Here is a 19,292-nt window from a genome sequence, read left to right on the forward strand (position 1 = left end):
GTGCTGCTCCTCCCGCTTCTCGTCCTCCCGACACGCCTGGGGCGGCTGGCTGCGCAGACGGCCGGAGAAGGGCTACGGTCGCCCCGCCGGCGCGGATCGGCGGACCGCCGCCGACACCATCGCCGAACGTCTGCCGAGAGAGGGCGGGTCCCTCGAACTGTCCAGGTCAGCACCGGGGTTCGCCTCCTCCGGGACACCGGGGAGGCGACCGGCGGCATCACCGGCCGAGGGTCGCGCGGCCTCCCCCGTCCTCAGTGGAGCAGTAGTTGCAGGCCGCCCACGATCGTCGCGGCGATCACCAGCTGTTCGAAGATCCGCTGGTTGATGCGGGTCACCGCCCACTTGCCGAGGAAGGCGCCGGGCACCACGAACAGCGCGAGTGCGGCGTCCAGCAGGAGGGAGGGGCCGTCGATGAGGCCGAGGCCGACGCTGAAAGGGACCTTGGCGAGGTTGACGATGAGGAAGAAGATGGCCGAGGTGCCGAGGAACCCGAGCTTCCGGAAGCCCGCCGAGAGCAGATACAGGGACATCACGGGGCCGCCGGCGTTGGCGACCATGGTGGTGAAGCCGCCGAGGACGCCGTACGAGCGGGCCTTGGCGCGGCCGGCGCGGGTTGTGATCTCGTCGGGGTCGTCGCCCTTGTCGGCCGCCCGGCGGCGCCACAGAGTGACGGCCGTCATCAGCAGCAGGATCGCGCCGATCGACGTCCGTACGATCTGGTCGTCGGCCCAGACCAGGAACAGCGTGCCGAGGACGACGCCGCCGCCGACCGCCGGGAAGAGTTTCCACAGGGTGGGCCAGTGGGCGTGCCGACGGTAGGTGAGCACCGCGAGGACGTCCCCGACGATGAGGAGCGGCAGGAGGACACCGGTCGAGGCACGGGCCGGCAGGACTGCCGCGAAGATGGCGAGGCTGACCGTGTTGGCACCGCTCACAGCGGTCTTGGAGAAGCCGACGAGCAGAGCGGCGAGGCCGAGGACCGCGAACTCGGCCACGGACAGGTGCCAGGGAGTCATCATGTTCATGCGGCGTCCGATGCTATGCGCACCTATCACCCCACGGCAGGTCCGTCTCGCCAGTTGACCCCGCCACGCCACCGCGGGGCGCGGACTCTGGCAGGCCGCCGAGTACCGTCCCGGCTCAGAGCCTGCCGGACGCGACTGCGATGCCCTCTCCCCTGCCGCTGCCTTCGCCTCGGACGGCCCATGGACCATCTCGCGGTCGGCTGGCAAGATCCCCCGGGTACCTTCACCGACGCAGTTGGAGGAGTCATGGCCGACTCGCGCGAGCACAGCTTCGCCGGTACGCGAGGTGGTGTCACCGCACGGGAGTGGCCGTGTGAGGGGGCGCGGTATGTCGTGCTCCTGGTGCACGGCTACGGGGAGCACATCGGCCGGTACGAACACGTGGCCGACGCCCTGGTGGCACACGGCGCGGCGGTGTTCGGTCCCGATCACATGGGGCACGGCAGGTCGGCGGGCGAGCGGGTGCTGATCGAGGACTTCGAGGACGTGGTCACCGACGCGCACACGGTGGAGGAGCTGGCCCGGGCCGCGTACCCGGGTCGGCCGGTGGTGCTGATCGGCCACTCCATGGGCGGCCTGATCGCCGCCCGGTACGCGCAGCGGTACGGCGCCGGACTCACCGCGGTCGTGCTGTCCGGGCCATTGATCGGTATCTGGGAGCCGCTGACGGTGCTGCTCGCGCCACCGGAGGTGCCCGCCGCGCCGCTCGACCCGAAGCGCCTCTCGCGCGACCCGACGGTCGGCGCGACGTACGCGAGCGATCCGCTGGTGTGGCACGGCCCGTTCAAGCGGCCGACGCTGGAGGCCTTCGACCGCGCTCTGGAGACGATCTCGAAAAGCGGGTCCATCGGTTCACTCCCTCTGCTGTGGCTGCACGGCGACGACGACCGGATCGTGCCGCTGCCGGGCAGCCGTACGGGGATCGAGGAGTTCCGCGGCACCGAGTGGGCCGAGCGCGTCTATCCGGGCGCCCGGCACGAGGTGTTCAACGAGACGAACAGGGACGAAGTGCTGGCGGACGTCAAGGAGTTCGTGGACGACGTACTCACGCGCTGAGGTCCCGGTCTCCGGAAGGCTCGGTTCCACAAGCTCTGGGATGCCGCGTTTCCTCCCATCCGGCCTGGGCACCCGGCCCCGCATGGAGTGGTTGCGGAGTGCGGCCTGCGTGGGAGAGGACCCCGAACTGTTCTTCCCCGTGGGCACCACAGGACCGGCGCTCGACGACGTCGCCGCCGCCAAGCGCGTCTGTGCCCGATGCCCGGTGCGCCGTGAATGCCTGAACTGGGCGCTCGGCAACGGGCAGGCGGCCGGCGTGTGGGGCGGCATGGGCGAGGAGGAACGCACCGACCTGCTCCGCAGGGCCGGGAGCGCCGACGCCGCCCGGCACGCAGCGTTCGCCGGCATGATGCGATGAGGAGTAGCACGTAATGACGATGGTGAGGAGCACACTGCCCGAGCCCGCGCGCCGAGTCGCGGGCGACGCGCTGCAGGAGACCCTGGTGGACCTGCTGGGGCTCTCGCTGATCGGGAAGCAGGCCCACTGGAACATCGTGGGACCGAGGTTCCGTTCGATCCATCTCCAGCTCGACGAGGTGGTGTCCACGGCACGGTCGTACGCCGATCAGGTCGCCGAACGTGCGGCGGCTCTCGGCGTCGCGCCGGACGGCCGGCCCGAGACCGTGGCTGCCCGGTTCGACCTGCAGGGACCGAAGGACGGCTGGGTGCGGGACGACGAGGTCGTGCGGCTGCTCGTCGAGGCGCTGGAGACGGCGATCGGGCGGCTGCGCGGGCGTGTCGACGCCACGGAGGACGCCGACAAGGTGACGCAGGACCTGCTGATCTCCCTCACCTACGAGCTGGAGAAGCAGCGCTGGATGTTCGAGGCCGAGAACTGGCCGCGTGAGGGCTGACGGGACGGCCGCGTACCCGCACGAAGAGTCGCAGGGACACGAACGACGCCGCATGGGAAGGGGGCCACGATGACCGACGCCCTTGAACTCGACGCGCTCTGGGACGAGTTCCACCGCGTGGTGAACATGACCTCGCAGGAGCTGGCGGTCTGGCTGAAGACCCGGTACGCCGGTGAGGAGACGGAGCCGCTGACGGAGCATCCGGGCTCCCCGACCGGGCAGCACGTCCTGGCGATCCTGCAGAAGCGGCGCACGGACCTCACGGACGACGACGTCCGGATCATGTACGAGGTCGTGGACACGGTCAACGCGCAGCGCGACCTGGAGAACACTCCGGAGACCAACGGAACACATCGCCGCCACCGGTTGATGACACTGGGACACGATCCGCTCAGGCCGTCGTAGACGACGCGGACGACTGCTCGCGGTGCCGAGGTGCTGATGCCGTTGGAGAGGGCGAGGTGGGGGAAGCCGGTGAAGGGTGTGTCGGCGCCGGAATTCCCGCGCACTGGGCCATGTGACATAGTACTGGCGTGATCGAGCGACTGACCTGCGACGTCGTGGTGGTCGGAGCGGGAATGGTGGGCGCGGCCTGCGCCCTGTACGCGGCCCGGGCGGGTCTGAGCGTCGCCGTGGTCGACCGTGGCCCGGTGGGCGGCGGCACCACCGGCGCCGGTGAGGGCAACCTCCTGGTCTCCGACAAGGAACCAGGACCCGAACTCGAACTCGCCCTGCTCTCCCACCGCTTGTGGGCGGACCTGGCCGACGAGCCGGGTCTGGGCGCGGCGTTCGAGTACGAGCAGAAGGGCGGAGTGGTCGTCGCCTCCGCACCGGAAGGGCTCGAAGCACTGGAGCGGTTCGCGGCCGGGCAACGCGCCGCCGGAGTCGCGGCCTTGGCCGTCCCCGCACACCGACTACCCAACCTGGAGCCGCACTTGGCGCCCGGCCTCGCGGGCGGCGTGCACTATCCGCAGGACGCCCAGGTCATGCCCACCCTGGCCGCCGCCCATCTGGTACGGGCCTCCGGTGCCCGTCTGCTCACCGGCCGGACCGTGACCGAGATGCTGCGCACGCGGGACGGAACCGTGCGCGGCGTACGGACCGGCCGGGGCGACATCCACGCACCGGCGGTCGTGAACGCCGCCGGTACCTGGGGCGGCGAGCTGGCCGCGCTCGCCGGAGTCACCCTCCCGGTCCTCCCCCGGCGCGGTTTCGTCCTGGTCACCGAACCGCTGCCGCGCATGGTGCGCCACAAGGTGTACGCGGCCGACTACGTGGCCGACGTGGCCAGCGACTCGGCGGCGCTCCAGACCTCCCCGGTCGTCGAGGGCACGGCCGCCGGACCGGTACTGATCGGCGCGAGCCGGGAACGGGTCGGCTTCGACCGGTCGTTCTCGCTGCCCGTCGTACAGGCGCTGGCGGCGGGCGCGACCCGGCTGTTCCCGTTCCTGCAGCGGGTGCGCGCGATGCGGACGTACATCGGCTTCCGGCCGTACATGCCCGATCATCTGCCGGCGATCGGGCCGGACCCCCGGGTGCCGGGGCTGTTCCACGCCTGCGGTCACGAGGGCGCCGGGATCGGGCTCGCCACGGGCACGGGGAAGCTGATCGCCCAGGTACTGGGCGGCAGGGCGCCCGATCTCGATCTGGCCCCGTTCCGGCCGGAGCGGTTCGAAGGGTACGAGGAGGACGCGACGTGAACCCCATGGAGCCGGCGCAGGCGGAACCGGGTCCGGCCTTCACCGTCACCCTCGACGGCCGCGAGCTGGAGGCACTGCCCGGCCAGACGGTCGCGGCCACGCTCTGGGCGGCCGGAGTGACGTCCTGGCGCACCACCCGGGGCCAGGGCCGGCCACGGGGGCTCTTCTGTGGCATCGGCGTCTGCTTCGACTGCCTCGTCACCGTCAACGACCGCCCCAACCAACGGGCTTGTCTGGTCCCGGTCCGGCCGGGGGACGTCATCGGCACCCAGGAGGGGACGGGCCATGAGCACTGAACGACAGCCTCGTCTCGCGGTCGTCGGCGCGGGCCCCGCCGGGCTCGCCGCGGCCCTGGCGGCGGCCGGACAGGGCGTACACGTCACGGTCCTGGACTCCGCGGAAGCACCCGGCGGCCAGTTCTACCGGCAGCCCGCGGCCGGGCTCGGCGCGCGGCACCCCCAGGCCCCGCGCCACGGGTGGCGGACCTGGCTGCGGCTGCGCGACGGCTTCGAACGCCATGTCGCCTCAGGGCGCGTCACCCACCTCGCGGACCGCCATGTGTGGTGCGTGGAGCGGCGGGCCGAGGGCTCCGGGCGTTTCACCGCGCACGCGCTCCTCGGCCCCGAGCAGGAGACCCCCGACGCGGTGCGCGCGGACGCCGTCCTGCTCGCGACCGGCGGCTTCGAGAAGGTGTTCCCCTTCCCCGGCTGGACCCTGCCGGGCGTCGTCACCGCCGGGGGCGCGCAGGCCATGCTGAAGGGCGGGCTCGTCGTGTCCGGTCGTACGGCGGTCGTCGCCGGGACCGGTCCGCTGCTGCTGCCGGTGGCGACGGGGCTCGCGGCGGCGGGTGTCACGGTGGCCGCGCTGGTGGAGTCCGCGGACCCGAAGGCGTTGGTGCGGCGGGCCGGGGCGCTGGGGGGCCGGGCGGACAAGCTCGCCGAAGGGGCCGGGTACGCGGTGGAGTTGCTGCGCCGCCGGGTGCGCGCCCTCGCGCGCCACACCGTCGTCGAGGCACACGGCACCGACCGGCTGGAGGCGGTGACCGTCGCCGCGCTCGATGCCGAGGGGCGGACCCGGCCCGGCACCGAGCGGCGTATCCCCTGCGACACGCTCGCCGTCGGGCACGGCATGATCCCGCACACCGACCTCGCCGAGGCGCTCGGCTGCCGAGTCGATCCCGCCGGGACGCGTGTGTGGGTCGACGACGAGCAGCGCACCGACGTGCCGGGCGTCTGGGCGGCGGGCGAGGCCACCGGCATCGGCGGCGCGGCCCTCTCCCTCGCCGAGGGCCATATCGCTGGACGGTCGGCTGCCGCCCGGCTCCAGGGCCGGGAACCGGAGCCCGGCGAGTGGGCCGGTGCCGCCACGTCCCGTGCGGCACTACGGAAGTTCTTCTCCGCGCTCGACACCGTGTACGTACCGCCGGCGCACTGGACCGAGCAGGTCACCGACGCCACGGTCGTCTGCCGGTGCGAGGAGGTCACGGCCGGGGCGGTTCGCGAGGCCGTCGGGGAGTTGGGCGCCGGGGACGTCCGGACGGTGAAACTGCTCACCCGTGCCGGGATGGGCTGGTGCCAGGGCCGGATGTGCGGGCCGGCGGTCGCGGGGATCGCCGGGTGTGCGGAGACCGTGTCCCGGCGGCCGTTCGCGCGACCGGTGCCGTTGGGCGTACTGGCTCAGACCGGAAGAGAGACCGCGAAACCCGAGGACCGGCAAGGCGTGCCTCCAGGGTGATCGCACCCGCACAGACCTTCGAACCATCCGGCAGTCCCAGTGATATGTCACACCCCATAGAGAGGAAATTCACCCATGACCGGCACCATGACCGCCACCGGGAACCGCCCCTGGCGCGGGGTCCTCGTCGCCACCGCGCTCCCCCTCCGCGACGACCTGTCCGTCGACCACGACACGTACGCCGAGCACTGCGCCTGGCTGGTCGAGAACGGCTGTGACGGTGTCGTACCGAACGGCTCGCTCGGCGAGTACCAGGTGCTGACACCCGAGGAACGCGCCAAGGTGGTCGAGACGGCGGTCGACGCGATCGGCGGTGAGCGGGTGATGCCGGGGGTCGCCGCGTACGGGTCCGCCGAGTCCCGCCGCTGGGCCGAGCAGGCACGCGACGCGGGCTGCGCGTCGGTGATGCTGCTGCCGCCGAACGCGTACCGCGCCGACGAGCGGTCCGTGCTCGCGCACTACGCGGAGGTGGCGAAGGCGGGCCTCCCGGTCGTGGCGTACAACAACCCGACCGACACCAAGGTCGACCTCGTCCCCGAACTGCTCGCCAAGCTGCACGGCGAGGGGCACATCCGGGCCGTCAAGGAGTTCTCCGGGGATGTCCGACGGGCCTACCAGCTCGCCGAACTCGTTCCGGAAATGGACCTGTTGATCGGCGCGGACGACGTGCTGCTGGAGCTGGCGCTGGCGGGCGCCAAGGGCTGGGTGGCCGGCTATCCGAACGCGCTGCCCGCCGCGACGGTGGAGCTGTACCACGCCGCGGTGGACGGCGACCTCGCGACGGCCAAGCGGCTCTACGAGCAGCTGCATCCGTTGCTGCGCTGGGACTCGAAGGTGGAGTTCGTGCAGGCCATCAAGTTGTCGATGGACATCGTGGGGCGGCACGGGGGACGCTGCCGTCCGCCTCGGGTGGAGCTGCTGCCGGAGCAGGAGGCCGTGATCCGCGCGGCCACCGAGAAGGCCGTCGGCGCGGGGCTCGCGTAACCCGCGCGGGAAGGAGACCGGTCATGCGCAGCAAGCTCGTCCTGCACGCCGTCGACTCGCACACCGAGGGCATGCCGACCCGGGTGATCACCGGCGGGATCGGCACGATCCCCGGCGCGACCATGAACGAACGCCGGCTGTGGTTCCGTGAACACCGCGACGACGTCAAGCAGTTGCTGATGAACGAGCCGCGCGGGCACGCGGCGATGAGCGGCGCGATCCTCCAGCCGCCCACCCGTCCCGACTGCGATTACGGTGTCGTCTACATCGAGGTCTCCGGCTATCTGCCCATGTGCGGCCACGGCACGATCGGGGTCGCGACCGTGCTCGTCGAGACCGGCATGGTCGAGGTCGTCGAACCGGTCACCACCATCCGCCTCGACACCCCGGCGGGCCTCGTCGTGGCCGAGGTGGCGGTGGAGGACGGCGCGGCGAAGGCGGTCACCCTGCAGAACGTGCCGTCCTTCTCCGTCGGCCTCGATCGCAAGGCCACACTCGCCGACGGCCGGACGGTGACCTACGACCTCGCGTACGGCGGCAACTTCTACGCCATCCTGCCGCTGGAGCAGTTCGGGCTGCCCTTCGACCGCGACCGCAAGGACGACATCCTCCGGGCGGGCCTCGCCCTGATGGACGCCGTGAACGCCGGAGGGGAGCCCGTCCACCCGGCGGACCCCTCGATCCGGGGCGTCCACCACGTCCACCTGTACGCCCCCGGCGCCACCGCCCGGCATGCACGACACGCGATGGCCATCCACCCCGGCTGGTTCGACCGCTCACCCTGCGGTACGGGCACCAGCGCGCGCATGGCGCAACTGCACGCGAGGGGCGAACTCCCGCTGCGCACCGAGTTCGTGAACGAGTCCTTCATCGGCACCCGCTTCACGGGGCGGCTGCTCGGCGAGACCGAGGTCGCCGGTGTCCCGGCCGTGCTGCCCAGCTTCACCGGCCGCGCGTGGATCACCGGCACCGCCCAGTATCTGCTCGATCCGTCCGACCCGTTCCCCTCCGGATTCGTCCTCTAGGATTCCGGGACTCCAGGACTCCAGGAGAGACCGCATGTCCCCCATGGCCTCGCGGCGCACCGGCGCCCCGTCCGCCGGCACCACTGCCGCCGCTGCCCCGGCGCCCGCCCTGCCGGTGCTGGGCGGCAAGAAGAGCAGTTACCGCGAGCGGGTCGCCGACGCGCTGCGGGCCGCGCTGATCGCCGGTGAGCTGCGGCCGGGTGAGGTGTATTCCGCGCCCGCGCTCGCCGGCCGGTTCGGTGTCTCGGCGACGCCGGTGCGCGAGGCCATGCTGGATCTGGCCAAGGAGGGCTTGGTCGACACCGTGCCCAACAAGGGCTTCCGGGTCACGGCCGTCACCGAGGAACAGCTCGACGAGTACACCCATGTCCGCTCGCTCATCGAGATCCCGACCACCGTCGACCTGGCCCGGACCGCCGACCCGGTCTCGCTGGAGGCGCTGCGGCCCGCCGCCCGGGAGATCGTCGCCGCCGCAGCCGCCGGGGACCTCATCGCGTACGTCGAGGCCGACACCCGCTTCCATCTCGGTCTGCTCGCCCTCGCGGGCAACGCGCACCTCGTCGAGGTCGTCGGTGACCTGCGTAAACGCGCCCGCCTCTATGGTCTGACCGCGCTCGTGGAGTCCGGCCGGCTGCTGTCCTCGGCGCAGGAGCACCTGGAGCTCCTGGACGCGCTCCTCGACCGCGACGAGACGGCCGTACGCGCGGTGATGACCCGCCATCTCGGTCATGTGCGTGGTCTGTGGGCCGCCCGGGACCGATCACCGGCGGGACGCATGCGATCGGTGCGACGGGGGCAGATGTGATCGGAGTGACGCGCTCTCCCGCTGACGCAGAAAGTATGATCAGCCAATGTCTGACATGACCGAAACCACGCCCGGCTGGCTGACGTCCGACGAACTCGAATCGGCGCGCGCCCGGATGCCGATCCTGTACGTCGAGGCCGTGCCCGTGCGCGTCGACGACAGCGGCGAAGTCATCAGCATCGGCCTGTTGCTGCGCATCGGCCCGGACGGAGCGGTCAGCCGCAACCTGGTCTCCGGCCGCGTGATGCACCACGAGCGGGTGCGTGACGCCCTCCTGCGTCACCTGGAGAAGGACCTCGGTCCGGTGGCGCTGCCCCGCGTCCCGTCCGCCCTGCAGCCCTTCACCGTCGCCGAGTACTTCCCGACTCAGGGCACCACCCCGTTCCACGACCCGCGTCAGCACGCGGTGTCCCTCGCCTACATCGTCCCGGTGTCCGGCGACTGCCGCCCCCGGCAGGACGCGCTCGACCTGGAGTGGTTCAGCCCCGAGGAGGCGGCGTCGGCCTCCGTCCAGAATGAGATGCCGGGCGGCCAGGGCGTCCTGCTGAAGCAGGCCCTGGCCCACGTGGGCTGCCTGTCCTAGCTAGTGCCGCGTCAGCCAAGGTTCGCCCCGTCGCGACGCCCGGCACGCCCTCTCGCCGCACCGGACGCCGCTCCTTGACGGGCAAACCTTGACCGACGCGGCACTAGAAGTGCCCTGAAGATCTTGAAATTGCGCCCGGCTTGCACCCATTCACGCCGATTGACATTTACCGGCGATCCGGGGCGAGCCGGGCGGCCGGAGCAAGATCTTCATCGGCCTTCTAGGGCCTGTGTGGTGCCCGCACACACCGAAGAGGCCGTATCGACATGGTGCGATACGGCCTCCGACCTGTTGTTCAACAAGTCGGGACGACAGGATTTGAACCTGCGACCCCTTGACCCCCAGTCAAGTGCGCTACCAAGCTGCGCCACGTCCCGTTGCCCGTCTGACCTGGGGTTTCCCCTGGCTGAACGCGCACGGAAACAATACCGCACTCGTGCCGGTGGTCGCGCACGCGTTTACCGGGGGCGAAGCGCCGGCGCCTCTGCCGCTTGACCTGAAGCTTGGTTGAGGTTGCACGCTCGTCTGTATGACGACAGCAGAACGTACACACGGGTGCACGGATCTGCCCCGGCTGATGGGGCTGATGACAGGCGACGAGAAGCACGGGTCGGCGGCCACGTCCACGCTGGACGTGCTGTGGGTGCTCTACGACCGGGTGCTGCGGGTGGCGCCGGGACGGATGGGGGACCCGGAGCGGGACCGGTTCCCGCTGTCGAAAGGGCACGGGCCGATGGCGTACTACGCGGTGCTCGCGGCCAAGGGGTTCGTGCCGGCGGACTGGCTGCCGGGCTTCGGCTCGTACGACTCGCCGCTGGGCCATCATCCGGACCGGGTGCCGGTGCCCGGCGTCGAGATCGGCAGCGGTTCACTCGGGCACGGGCTGCCGATCGCGGTCGGCGCGGTGCTCGGGCTGCGGGCCCAGGGGCGGCTCGACCCGGCCGTGTGGGTCCTCATCGGGACGCGGAGCTGGACGAGGGCAGCAACCACGAGGCGATCGCCTATGCCGGGCCGGCCGGGCTCGACCGGCTGCACACCGTCGTGATCGACAACTCCTCCGCCAGTCACTCCCTGCCGGGCGGGATCGCCGCGCGGTTCGAGGCAGGAACCGATCTCATGGACACCATGCGTGACCGTTTCGCCCCTGTCGTCTCCCGGCTGCTCGACGAGGACCCCCGGGTCGCGGTGGTCCTCGCAGAAATCAGCGGGGACGGCTTCGCGGAGGCAGCGCGCAGGCATCCGGATCGGGTGATCAACGTGGGCATCCGGGAGCAGCTGCTGGTCGGCGCGGGCGCGGGTCTGGCGCTGACCGGGATGCGGCCCGTGGTGCACACCTTCGCGAGCTTCCTGGTGGAGCGGCCCTTCGAGCAGGTCAAGCTGGATCTCGGACACCAGGACGTGGGCGCGGTGCTGGTGAGCGCCTCCGCCTCCTTCGACTGGCCCGCCGGGGGCTACACCCATATGGCGCCGGGCGACGTGGCTCTGCTCGACACGCTCGACGGCTGGACCGTGCATGTGCCGGGCCATCCCGACGAGGCAGAGACCCTGCTCCGGCACGCGGTCGGCGCGGGCGAGGGCAAGGACGACAAGGCGTACGTACGGTTGTCCGTGCAGTCCAACGGACGGGCCGGCACGGTGGACGGGCAACGGTTCCTCACCGTGCACGAGGGGCGCCGCGGGGTCGTCGTCGCCGTCGGGCCGATGCTCGACGCCGTCCTCGCAGCCACGGAGGGGCTCGACGTGACCGTGCTGTACGAGACCACCGTCCGGCCCTTCGACTCGGCGGCGCTGCACCGGGCCACGGAGTCGAAGGGCACGGATGTCGTGCTCGTCGAGCCGTACCTGGCGGGCACCTCGACCCCCGCCGCGAACGACGCGCTCGGCGATGTGCCGCACCGGGTGCTCGGGCTGGGCGTGGGTCGTCGGGAACTGCGGCGGTACGGGCAGGTCGAGGAGCATATGGCCGCGCACGGGTTGGACGCGGCCTCGTTGCGGGAGCGGATCGACGGATTCCTCGGGGCGCGGCTCGGCGTCTGACGTCGATCTACCTCAGCCGGGCCCCGGGAGTCTGCGACCGGGCGGCCGGACTAGCCGGCGACCGGGCGCCCCAACTCCGGGTAGGCGTCGAGGAGTCTGGTCGGGGCGGCCTGGCGCCAGGAGTCGGCGAGGATGTCACGCAGTTCGTGCTCGTCCTCCAGCGCGGACAGCCGCACCCGGACCCACGCGAACGACGCCTCGTGGTCGGCGATCCAGAATTTGTCGGGCTCGGCGAGGACCAGTTCGTCGCGCTCCTCCTTCGGGCACCGCACGGCCATCGACGCCTCGTCCTCCGGCAGGGTCGCGAACATCTTCTCCGCCACCCGGAAGGTGGGCATGCTCCAGGCGACCTTCTCCGTGGTGTCGGGCAGGGAGAGGGCGACACGTCGTACGTCTTCGGCATCCGGCATGAGACGCACCGTAGCGGTCACCACCGACAAGCCCCCGGCGGAGCCCATGCCGGGGGGCTGAGTTGCGGAGGATCGGGCTAGTTGACACTTGGTCGCGATGGTTGCCACTCGATGGCCTGAAGCTCGCCGAATCGTCGCCTCGTCGGGTGAACAGTTCGCTGTGCCTCGGGAAAGGGGGTCCGTAGGGTTCCCGCATGACGGATGAGAGTGAGCAGGCCGTGCAAGCGGCCGTTGATGGGGAGTTGCAGCTTCTCGATCCTGAGGTGCGTGCTTCCCCGGCCCGTGTCCTGGAGCTTCTGGATCCGGAGTTCACCGAGATCGGAGCTTCTGGGCGCCGATGGGATACGAAGTCGATCCTGACAGTGACGAGTGGTGGCTCGGTGTCCCCGGAGTCTCCAGTCAAGGTCAGTGAAATGTCCGGGGTCGTCCTTGCTCCGGGCGTCGTTCATCTGACGTACTTCGCCGACAACCAAGGCCGCCGGGCATGGCGGAGCTCTCTGTGGCGGCTGACGGAGATGGGCTGGCGGATGTACTTTCACCAGGGCACTTTGGTCAGCTGAGCGTCTGGAACCGCCGCTCACGAGGGGGCGGTCGCCGAGCCGACCGGCACGGAGTCAGTCGACCGCGACGGGTTTTTCGGCTCGTGCACGGGTGCTGTCCGTTACTGAGATTCGAGGCGTGATGTCATCGGCAGGAAAGGGCCTGTGAGCTGGGGCCATTCCCCACACCGAGCGACACCAGGTGGCGATCAACAATAATGGGGGGAAACATGGTGGGCTGATCGAGCATGCTGGCTCGGTGCAGCACAATGAAGAACAGCCGTTGTCCGGTGGGAACGTCAGCGCTGGTGTGGTCCGCGTCGGAGACACCGTTCGCCGCCCGACCGGACCGTGGACTCCCGCAGTGCACGCCTTGCTGACCCACCTGTATGAGGTGGGGTTCCGGGCGGCGCCTCGCCCACTGGGCATCGACGACCAGGGCCGTGAAGTCCTGACCTTCGTGCACGGCCACGTGGTCTGGCCCGATCGGTTTTCTCTGCTCGAGTCCGCTCGGAAACTGGCCGGGGTGGCAGGGCTGATCCGGGACTTCCACGATGCCGTGCAGGGCTTCACACCACCGGCTGACGCGCACTGGCAGGTGCTGATCCCCGCCGAGGGCAGCGACATCATCGCCCATCACGATCTGGCCCCGTGGAACCTCGTGGTCGCAGGCGAGGCCCAGTGGGCCTTCATCGACTGGGACACCGCTGGCCCCGGTTCCCGCCTGTGGGACGTCGCGTATGCCATGCACGGGTTCATTCCGCTGTCCGCTCATCCGGACTGGCAACGCCCCGACGCCGCAGACCGGCTGCGCGTCTTCGCCGACGCCTACGGCCTCGACGAAGACGAACGCCGTCGGCTGGTCCCTCTACTCGGGCGCCGAACGCGATCCATGCACGACTTCCTGCGCGAGCAAGCCGCCCGGGGTGTCCAGCCCTGGGCAACCCTGTGGACCGAAGGCCACGGCGACGCCTGGCGAAGCGATGCCGAATACATCGAGCAGCGTGAAGACCAGTGGATGCACGCCCTGCTCGGCGATTGATCTCGTCTCCGACCTCCGGCCATGACTGATGATCTTTCGCTGGTGTCACTGGGCGACAGGGCATAGCCCCAGCTCACAGGGCTTTTCCTGTCGGCGACATCACTCACGAAAGCTCAGTAGCGGTCGGTCCCGGCGTCGATGCGTGCCGCGAGCTCGTTCGCGTATGCCTCGATCTGCCCCCGGAGAGTCGTGTAGAGCTGCGACGGACTGTCGCGGATGAGATAGATCCACTTGTCCCAGCTGAGCCTGGACCCGACCGGCAAGGGCCGCAAGCGATGGACCATGCGCTGGAAGGCGCCCCTGAACGCCTTCCAGATCGCCTTCGAAGGCCGGCTCACCCCGGCCGCCAACTGACCCCTACAAAAACTGGATCAGCCGTCTACTGGACACACCCGCTCCAGTCAGCTGCTGGGAGACGGCGGAGGGTGCCGGTGATGATGTCGACGCGGCACGCGGTGCACCCAGACGTTGGATGCGGGCAGCGCCACGTACTCGGCGAAGGCACCGTCGCGCCCCACGCCCAGTCCGACGGTGGCACGGCACAGGTGGCGTCGGCCGGCCAGACAGTTGCGGCACCTGCCGCACACCAGGTGCCCCTCGCCGCTGACCCGGTCGCCGACCCGGATGTCGGAGACGTCGCGGCCGGTCGCGACGACCTCGCCGACGAACTCGTGGCCGAGCACGAGCGGCGTGCGGATGGTCTGCCGGGCCCAGCCGTCCCAGGACCGGCTGTGCAGATCGGTGCCGCAGATCCCGGTCCGCAGGACCTTGATGAGTACGTCGCCGGGGCCGGTCTCGGGCTCCGGGACGTCCACGAGCCACAGTCCGGGTTCCGCCTTCTCCTTGACCAGCGCCTTCAACGTGCGGCTCCTGTGCGTGAGGTCCCGGCGCGGAGCATGGAGAACGGACCCGTACCGGGGAGAGGAGTGGGATCGCCCAGCGATCTGCCGTACGGTGGCACCCCGGGTCCATCGAGGTTTTCTCAACCTCCGCCGCGGCTTTCCTTCACACCCCGCCGGGCCGCCGATCCGCCGTGATGTGCCACCCGTCTCCGGCGTCACGGGAACGTCTCGTCACGGGAACGCCCTCCCGCCCCTCGATCCGGGCGGCCAGTTCCGCGGCCATCGACTTGATGGTCTCCAGACCCCTTCTGCCCCAAGGGCGCGGCTGCACGTCGAGGACGCAGACCGTGCCGAGGGCTATGCCCGTGCGGTCGAGCAGCGGGGCGCCGAGATAGGAGCGGATGCCGTGGTCGTCGACGACGGGGTTCCCGGCGAACTTCGGGTATTCGCGCACGTCTTCGAGGACGAGCGCCTTGCGGCGGACCACCACATAGGGACAGAAGCCGCGGTCACGGGCCGGATGACGATCCACCCCGAGGACCCAGGTGTCGGCCGTGGGTTGCGCCGACACATGCAGCCCGGCGAAGAACTGCCGGTTCCCGTCGATGAAGTTGACCATCGCGTACGGCACCGAGGCGAGCTCGGCGAGCCTGTCCGCGAAGGTTTCGAAGGCCGGTTCGGTGTACTCCCCCAGCCCTAGCAGCCGCAGCCGTTCCGCGCGTTCGGGGGCGTCCCGGTCCTCGGGAGTGAGCAGCAGCCGGACGACCGAAGGCGGCGGGTCGTACGTCACGTGTGGGCTCCGTGGCTCGGCAGCTGTGCCGGGGTGTGGGCGAGCAGATGCCGTACGAGGGTGAGCAGGGTCTGGACGCCCGAGCTGGAGATACGGGCGTCGCAGCAGACGACGGGGATCTCCGGGTCGAGGTCGAGGGCCGCGCGCACCTCGTCGGCGTCGTAGCGGAAGGAGCCGTCGAACTCGTTGATGGCGACGATGAAGGCGAGGCCGCGCTGTTCGAAGAAGTCCACGGCGGCGAAGCAGTCCTCCAGGCGGCGGGTGTCGGCGAGGATGACCGCGCCGAGGGCGCCCTCGGAGAGTTCGTCCCACATGAACCAGAACCGCTGCTGTCCGGGTGTGCCGAACAGATAGAGAACATGTCGCGGGTCGAGGGTGATGCGGCCGAAGTCCATCGCGACGGTCGTCTCGACCTTGTTCTCGATGCCGTCGAGGTTGTCGGTGGCGGCGCTCACGGTGGTGAGCAGTTCCTCCGTGCTCAGCGGCGCGATCTCGCTCACCGCGCCGACGAAGGTCGTCTTGCCGACCCCGAACCCTCCCGCCACCAGGATTTTTAGTGCGGTGGGGAAGGGATCAGAGCTGTCGTCGTAGTCCATCGAGCACTGCCTCCAGAAGAGACCGGTCTGTCGGGTTGTGGTGGAAAACCGGGGGCTTGGTGGTGAGGGCCCCGCAGTCGACGAGGTCGGACAGCAGCACCTTGGTGACCGCCGCCGGCAGCTTGAGGTGGGCGGCGACCTCGGCGACCGGGACGGGTGCGCGGCACAGGTCGAGTGCGGTTGCGTGCTCGGGGCCGAGATAGCCGAGGGGGGTCGCCCCGGTGGCCATCACCTGCGAGAGGAGATCGAGCGCGGTGGTCGGCCGGGTCCGGCCGTTGATGACGGTGTAGGGGCGTACGAGACGTCCGGCGGCGTCGTCGTACAGGGGCCCGTCGCCGGCCGCGGGCACGTTCAATGCCTCATCGCGGAGGGTTCGACGGCTTGACGGGGCTGGGTGACCAGGTACGGGCGGACGCTCTTGACGAGCATCGCCATCTCGTAGCCGAGGACCGCGGCGTCGGCCTCGCGTCCGGCGAGCACGGCGAGGCAGGTGCCGGAGCCGGCGGTGGAGACGAACAGCAGGGTCGAGTCGAGTTCGACGACGACCTGGCGTACCTCGCCGCCGTCGCCGAAGCGGACGCCCGCGCTGCGTCCGAGGGAGTACAGGCCCGAGGCCAGGGCCGCCATGTGGTCGGCGCTGTCCGGGTCGAGGCCGTGGGCCGACTTCACGAGCCCGTCGCAGGAGAGCAGCACCGCGCTCGTGGTGTGCGGTACGCGCTGCACGAGGCCGCTCATCAGCCAGTCGAGATCGGATACATGGCCGGTCGGCGCATCGCTCGCCATGGTGGATCGACTCCTTGAGGTACGAAGGTCTGCGGGAGCGGAGGGCGTGGGTACTGCGGTGGGGGTGGTGAGGGGGATGGAGGTGGTCATCCGGCCGGTGTGCTCCCGTCCTGCCGGGACGTGAGGTCGTGTGCCGCGTCGTGGCTCGACGGGGGTACGGCTATGGGCGCGACGCCCCTGGTTCGTTCACCCGGGGTCTGGGCCGCGTCCTTGTGGGGCGCGTCCGTGTGGACTGCGTTGGCGTGGACTGCGTTCGCGTGGCCCGTGCCGCCGTGTGACGTCGAGGCCGGGTGGCCCTTGTCCCATCGGCCCGTGTCCGGTCGGCCCGCGTCGATACGGGACGCGGCGTCGGGGGCGGGGGGTGCCAGGACCGCCGCGTCGGCCGTGCCGAGGGCGGCGGTGTCCCAGTCGGAGTTCTCCATCTGGCGGGACTCGGCGAGTCCGATGCCCCGCTGGAAGGCGGCCATCAGCCCGGGGTCATGGCCGATGTAGTGCTCGGGGTCCTGACGGGGCATGGGCGCGGGGCCGCCGCGGAGCTGGGGCACTATGTGCTGCTGGGCACGGCGGCGGGGCAGTTGGGTCTTTCCCATCGTGCCGCGCACGGCGCCGCCGACGCGTGGGGTCGGGGGTGCCGAGGCGTTCTCCGCGACGGTGGGCCGGGCGTCGGGGCGGATGCCGGGCACGGCGTCGGCCGGATTGGGCCGCTCGTCGCGGGGGCCGCGCACGGGCAGCGGGGTCGCGCTGCCGCCTCCGCCCGGAGCCTGCCGGCCGCTGCTGTGGGCCGGGCCCTGCTGCCGGGGCACGGAGGCGTGCGCCGGACTCGGGGCGGTCCGCCGGCCGGGCTCGGGACGCGTGGGCTGCGCGGGTGCCGGCCGGCCGGGCCGATCGGTCGCGGGCCCGGCGGCACGGTCGGCGGTCGCCGAGCGGTCGGCCGGGCCGGGTAATGACGCCCGCTGGGAAGCGGCGGGTTGCGCGTGGCGAGGCCCGGCGGCCGGGCGTCGCACCCCGGTGGTCTGCGGCGTCTGCGGCTGGGTCCGCGGGATGTCGCCGGGGGCACCGGGTTCGGTGCCGAGGAGGACCCGGGGGACGACGAACGCGGCCTGGACTCCGCCGTAGATGTTGGCCTGGAGGCGGACCTGGATGCCGTGGCGGCGGGCGAGCTGGGAGACCACGAAGAGGCCGATACGGCCGTCCTGGAGGAGCCTGGCGACGTTCACCTGGTCGGGGTCGGCGAGCAGGGCGTTCATCTTGTTCTGCTCGGTGACGGGCATGCCGAGGCCTCGGTCCTCGACCTCGACGGCGAGCCCGGAGGTGACGAGGTTGGCGCGGAGCAGGACCTGGGTGTGCGGGGCGGAGAACACCGTGGCGTTCTCGACGAGTTCGGCGAGCAGGTGGATGACGTCGGCGACGGCATGGCCGCGCAGGGTGCCGTCGACCGGGGGCACCAGCTTGACCCGGGAGTACTGCTCGACCTCGGCGATCGCGGAACGCAGCACCTCGGTCATGGAGACGGGGTTGCTCCACTGGCGGCGGGAGACGGCGCCGCCGAGCACGGCGAGGTTCTCGGCGTGACGGCGGATGCGGGTGGCGAGGTGGTCGACATGGAAGAGACCCTTGAGGAGATCCGGATCCTCGATCTCGTTCTCCAGCTCGTCGAGGATGGAGATCTCACGCTGCACCAGGGACTGGAGCCGGCGCGCCAGGTTCACGAAGACTTCGAGCTTCTGTTCGTCGCCGGCATGGCTGGAGAGCTGGGATGCCTGGACGACGGCGGTGACGGCGCTGTCGTGGGCGCGGGCCAGGTCGGCGGTGAGCAGTTCGAAGTCGTCGGCGTCCGCGGCGGGCTTGGGGCGCGGCCCGCGTGCGGGCGGCTGGTCGCCGCGCTGGAGCGCGTCGACCAGGGCGCGCAGTTCCTCTTCGCTCTTGCCGCTGACCTGGCGCAGGGCGCCGAGGCGTTCCCGTACGGACTTGGCGGTGCGGTCGGCGGCCACGGCGGCGATCCCGATACCGGCGAGGGCCACCGCCGCGGCTCCGGCGAGGACCGCCCACAGGGTGAGGCTGGGGCGGGCGCCGCCGGCGCGGAAGGTGAAGAGCACGGCGGCGCAGGCGCTGAGGGCCACCGCGGTGGGGGGCAGGACCGCCAGGCGCACCAGCTGTGGCCGTATGTGGATCTCGGGCAACGAGGGGACGGCGCGGGTGACCGATCGCCCGTGCCGCCCGCCCTCACGGCGGTCAGCGCGTGCGGCCGGTGCGCGAAGGTGAGACATCAGCGTCCTCGTACTGGTCCGTCTGGGGTGGGGGGTGCCGCGGCTGGGCGACTTGGGCGTGCGCCCTCGCATGTCGGTCGGGAGAGTCGGAGAGTTCGGCACTGCGTCGCCCGACGGCAACTCACAGTAGTCGCCAACGCGTCATGTGGGACGCGCAGTTGACAAAGACCCCCGCAATGAGTCCCGCTCTGGTATGAGGCTTCGCGCAGCAGTGGGCAGT

General features: G+C 71.0%; 22 protein-coding genes, 1 tRNA gene and 2 pseudogenes. 16 read left to right on the top strand and 9 right to left on the bottom strand.

The genetic code is table 11. The annotated features are described in order from the left end of the window. Positions 1-251: 251 nt before the first annotated feature. Positions 252-1,025, bottom strand: coding sequence for a sulfite exporter TauE/SafE family protein (locus tag WBG99_RS02930; protein WP_338894787.1), 774 nt, complete (start codon positions 1,023-1,025; stop codon positions 252-254). Positions 1,026-1,271: 246 nt separating this feature from the next. Between WBG99_RS02930 and WBG99_RS02935 the strand changes: the two genes are divergently transcribed. The 11 genes from WBG99_RS02935 (at position 1,272) to WBG99_RS02985 (ending at position 9,766) form a co-directional block, all read left to right on the top strand. Next, positions 1,272-2,081 (top strand): lysophospholipase, encoded by an 810-nt coding sequence (locus WBG99_RS02935; protein WP_338894788.1) that lies wholly within the window; start codon positions 1,272-1,274, stop codon positions 2,079-2,081. Between the two features lie 82 nt (positions 2,082-2,163). Continuing rightward, positions 2,164-2,439 (top strand): WhiB family transcriptional regulator, encoded by a 276-nt coding sequence (locus tag WBG99_RS02940; RefSeq protein ID WP_338894789.1) that lies wholly within the window; start codon positions 2,164-2,166, stop codon positions 2,437-2,439. Between the two features lie 13 nt (positions 2,440-2,452). Beyond that, positions 2,453-2,935 carry a DNA starvation/stationary phase protection protein gene (locus WBG99_RS02945; protein WP_338894790.1) on the top strand — a complete coding sequence of 161 codons (483 nt, stop codon included), beginning with the start codon at positions 2,453-2,455 and terminating at the stop codon, positions 2,933-2,935. A gap of 69 nt (positions 2,936-3,004) precedes the next feature. Next, positions 3,005-3,340: a DUF3140 domain-containing protein gene (locus tag WBG99_RS02950; protein ID WP_338894791.1), complete on the top strand. Its 336-nt coding sequence runs from the start codon at positions 3,005-3,007 to the stop codon at positions 3,338-3,340. Between the two features lie 128 nt (positions 3,341-3,468). Next, entirely contained in the window at positions 3,469-4,635 is a 1,167-nt protein-coding gene (locus WBG99_RS02955) for an FAD-binding oxidoreductase (protein WP_338894792.1), read from the top strand. After that, positions 4,632-4,931, top strand: coding sequence for a (2Fe-2S)-binding protein (locus WBG99_RS02960; protein WP_338894793.1), 300 nt, complete (start codon positions 4,632-4,634; stop codon positions 4,929-4,931). Before WBG99_RS02955 ends, WBG99_RS02960 begins: the two co-directional genes overlap by 4 nt. Next, complete coding sequence (locus WBG99_RS02965; RefSeq protein WP_338894794.1) at positions 4,921-6,369, top strand: NAD(P)/FAD-dependent oxidoreductase; 1,449 nt, start codon at positions 4,921-4,923, stop codon at positions 6,367-6,369. The genes WBG99_RS02960 and WBG99_RS02965 overlap by 11 nt, the downstream gene beginning before the upstream one ends. An 87-nt stretch (positions 6,370-6,456) precedes the next feature. Beyond that, complete coding sequence (locus WBG99_RS02970) at positions 6,457-7,353, top strand: dihydrodipicolinate synthase family protein (RefSeq protein WP_338900186.1); 897 nt, start codon at positions 6,457-6,459, stop codon at positions 7,351-7,353. Between the two features lie 23 nt (positions 7,354-7,376). Continuing rightward, entirely contained in the window at positions 7,377-8,378 is a 1,002-nt protein-coding gene (locus WBG99_RS02975) for a proline racemase family protein (protein ID WP_338894795.1), read from the top strand. 43 nt (positions 8,379-8,421) lie between these two features. After that, positions 8,422-9,183, top strand: coding sequence for a GntR family transcriptional regulator (locus WBG99_RS02980; RefSeq protein WP_338900187.1), 762 nt, complete (start codon positions 8,422-8,424; stop codon positions 9,181-9,183). 46 nt (positions 9,184-9,229) lie between these two features. Continuing rightward, positions 9,230-9,766: an NUDIX hydrolase family protein gene (locus WBG99_RS02985; protein WP_338894796.1), complete on the top strand. Its 537-nt coding sequence runs from the start codon at positions 9,230-9,232 to the stop codon at positions 9,764-9,766. Between the two features lie 303 nt (positions 9,767-10,069). Here the strand turns inward: WBG99_RS02985 and WBG99_RS02990 are convergent. Continuing rightward, positions 10,070-10,143, bottom strand: a tRNA-Pro gene (locus WBG99_RS02990). A gap of 152 nt (positions 10,144-10,295) precedes the next feature. Between WBG99_RS02990 and WBG99_RS02995 the strand changes: the two are divergent. Together WBG99_RS02995 and WBG99_RS03000 are read left to right on the top strand one after the other, a co-directional pair. Beyond that, positions 10,296-10,870 (top strand): annotated as a pseudogene (locus WBG99_RS02995) (transketolase); the annotation flags it as partial. 12 nt (positions 10,871-10,882) lie between these two features. After that, positions 10,883-11,803 (top strand): transketolase, encoded by a 921-nt coding sequence (locus WBG99_RS03000; protein ID WP_338900188.1) that lies wholly within the window; start codon positions 10,883-10,885, stop codon positions 11,801-11,803. Between the two features lie 50 nt (positions 11,804-11,853). On the opposite strand, the gene WBG99_RS03005 is transcribed toward WBG99_RS03000, so the two are convergent. Beyond that, positions 11,854-12,213, bottom strand: a complete 360-nt coding sequence (locus WBG99_RS03005) for an MmcQ/YjbR family DNA-binding protein (RefSeq protein WP_338894797.1) — start codon at positions 12,211-12,213, stop codon at positions 11,854-11,856. 194 nt (positions 12,214-12,407) lie between these two features. Between WBG99_RS03005 and WBG99_RS03010 the strand changes: the two genes are divergently transcribed. The 3 genes from WBG99_RS03010 (at position 12,408) to WBG99_RS03020 (ending at position 14,148) form a co-directional block, all read left to right on the top strand. Next, positions 12,408-12,773, top strand: coding sequence for a DUF4440 domain-containing protein (locus tag WBG99_RS03010; protein ID WP_338894798.1), 366 nt, complete (start codon positions 12,408-12,410; stop codon positions 12,771-12,773). Positions 12,774-13,035: 262 nt separating this feature from the next. Further along, the gene (locus WBG99_RS03015; protein ID WP_338900189.1) at positions 13,036-13,794 is read left to right on the top strand and encodes a phosphotransferase; all 759 of its coding nucleotides are present in this window, start codon (positions 13,036-13,038) and stop codon (positions 13,792-13,794) included. A gap of 231 nt (positions 13,795-14,025) precedes the next feature. Beyond that, complete coding sequence (locus WBG99_RS03020) at positions 14,026-14,148, top strand: hypothetical protein (RefSeq protein WP_338894799.1); 123 nt, start codon at positions 14,026-14,028, stop codon at positions 14,146-14,148. Positions 14,149-14,240: 92 nt separating this feature from the next. Here the strand turns inward: WBG99_RS03020 and WBG99_RS03025 are convergent. From WBG99_RS03025 to WBG99_RS03050, 6 genes and pseudogenes are all read right to left on the bottom strand, one after another. Further along, positions 14,241-14,654: pseudogene (locus WBG99_RS03025) on the bottom strand (alcohol dehydrogenase catalytic domain-containing protein); the annotation flags it as partial. Positions 14,655-14,799: 145 nt separating this feature from the next. Beyond that, positions 14,800-15,426 (bottom strand): GAF domain-containing protein, encoded by a 627-nt coding sequence (locus tag WBG99_RS03030; RefSeq protein WP_338894800.1) that lies wholly within the window; start codon positions 15,424-15,426, stop codon positions 14,800-14,802. Then, positions 15,423-16,022: an ATP/GTP-binding protein gene (locus WBG99_RS03035; RefSeq protein WP_152172823.1), complete on the bottom strand. Its 600-nt coding sequence runs from the start codon at positions 16,020-16,022 to the stop codon at positions 15,423-15,425. The genes WBG99_RS03030 and WBG99_RS03035 overlap by 4 nt, the downstream gene beginning before the upstream one ends. Then, entirely contained in the window at positions 16,000-16,371 is a 372-nt protein-coding gene (locus WBG99_RS03040; protein WP_338900190.1) for a DUF742 domain-containing protein, read from the bottom strand. Before WBG99_RS03040 ends, WBG99_RS03035 begins: the two co-directional genes overlap by 23 nt. A 2-nt stretch (positions 16,372-16,373) precedes the next feature. Further along, positions 16,374-16,805 carry a roadblock/LC7 domain-containing protein gene (locus tag WBG99_RS03045; protein WP_338894801.1) on the bottom strand — a complete coding sequence of 144 codons (432 nt, stop codon included), beginning with the start codon at positions 16,803-16,805 and terminating at the stop codon, positions 16,374-16,376. An 86-nt stretch (positions 16,806-16,891) separates the two neighbouring features. Further along, the gene (locus WBG99_RS03050) at positions 16,892-19,072 is read right to left on the bottom strand and encodes an ATP-binding protein (protein WP_338894802.1); all 2,181 of its coding nucleotides are present in this window, start codon (positions 19,070-19,072) and stop codon (positions 16,892-16,894) included. Between the last annotated feature and the right edge of the window lie 220 nt (positions 19,073-19,292).

The organism is Streptomyces sp. TG1A-60 (assembly GCF_037201975.1).
GTDB lineage: Bacteria > Actinomycetota > Actinomycetes > Streptomycetales > Streptomycetaceae > Streptomyces.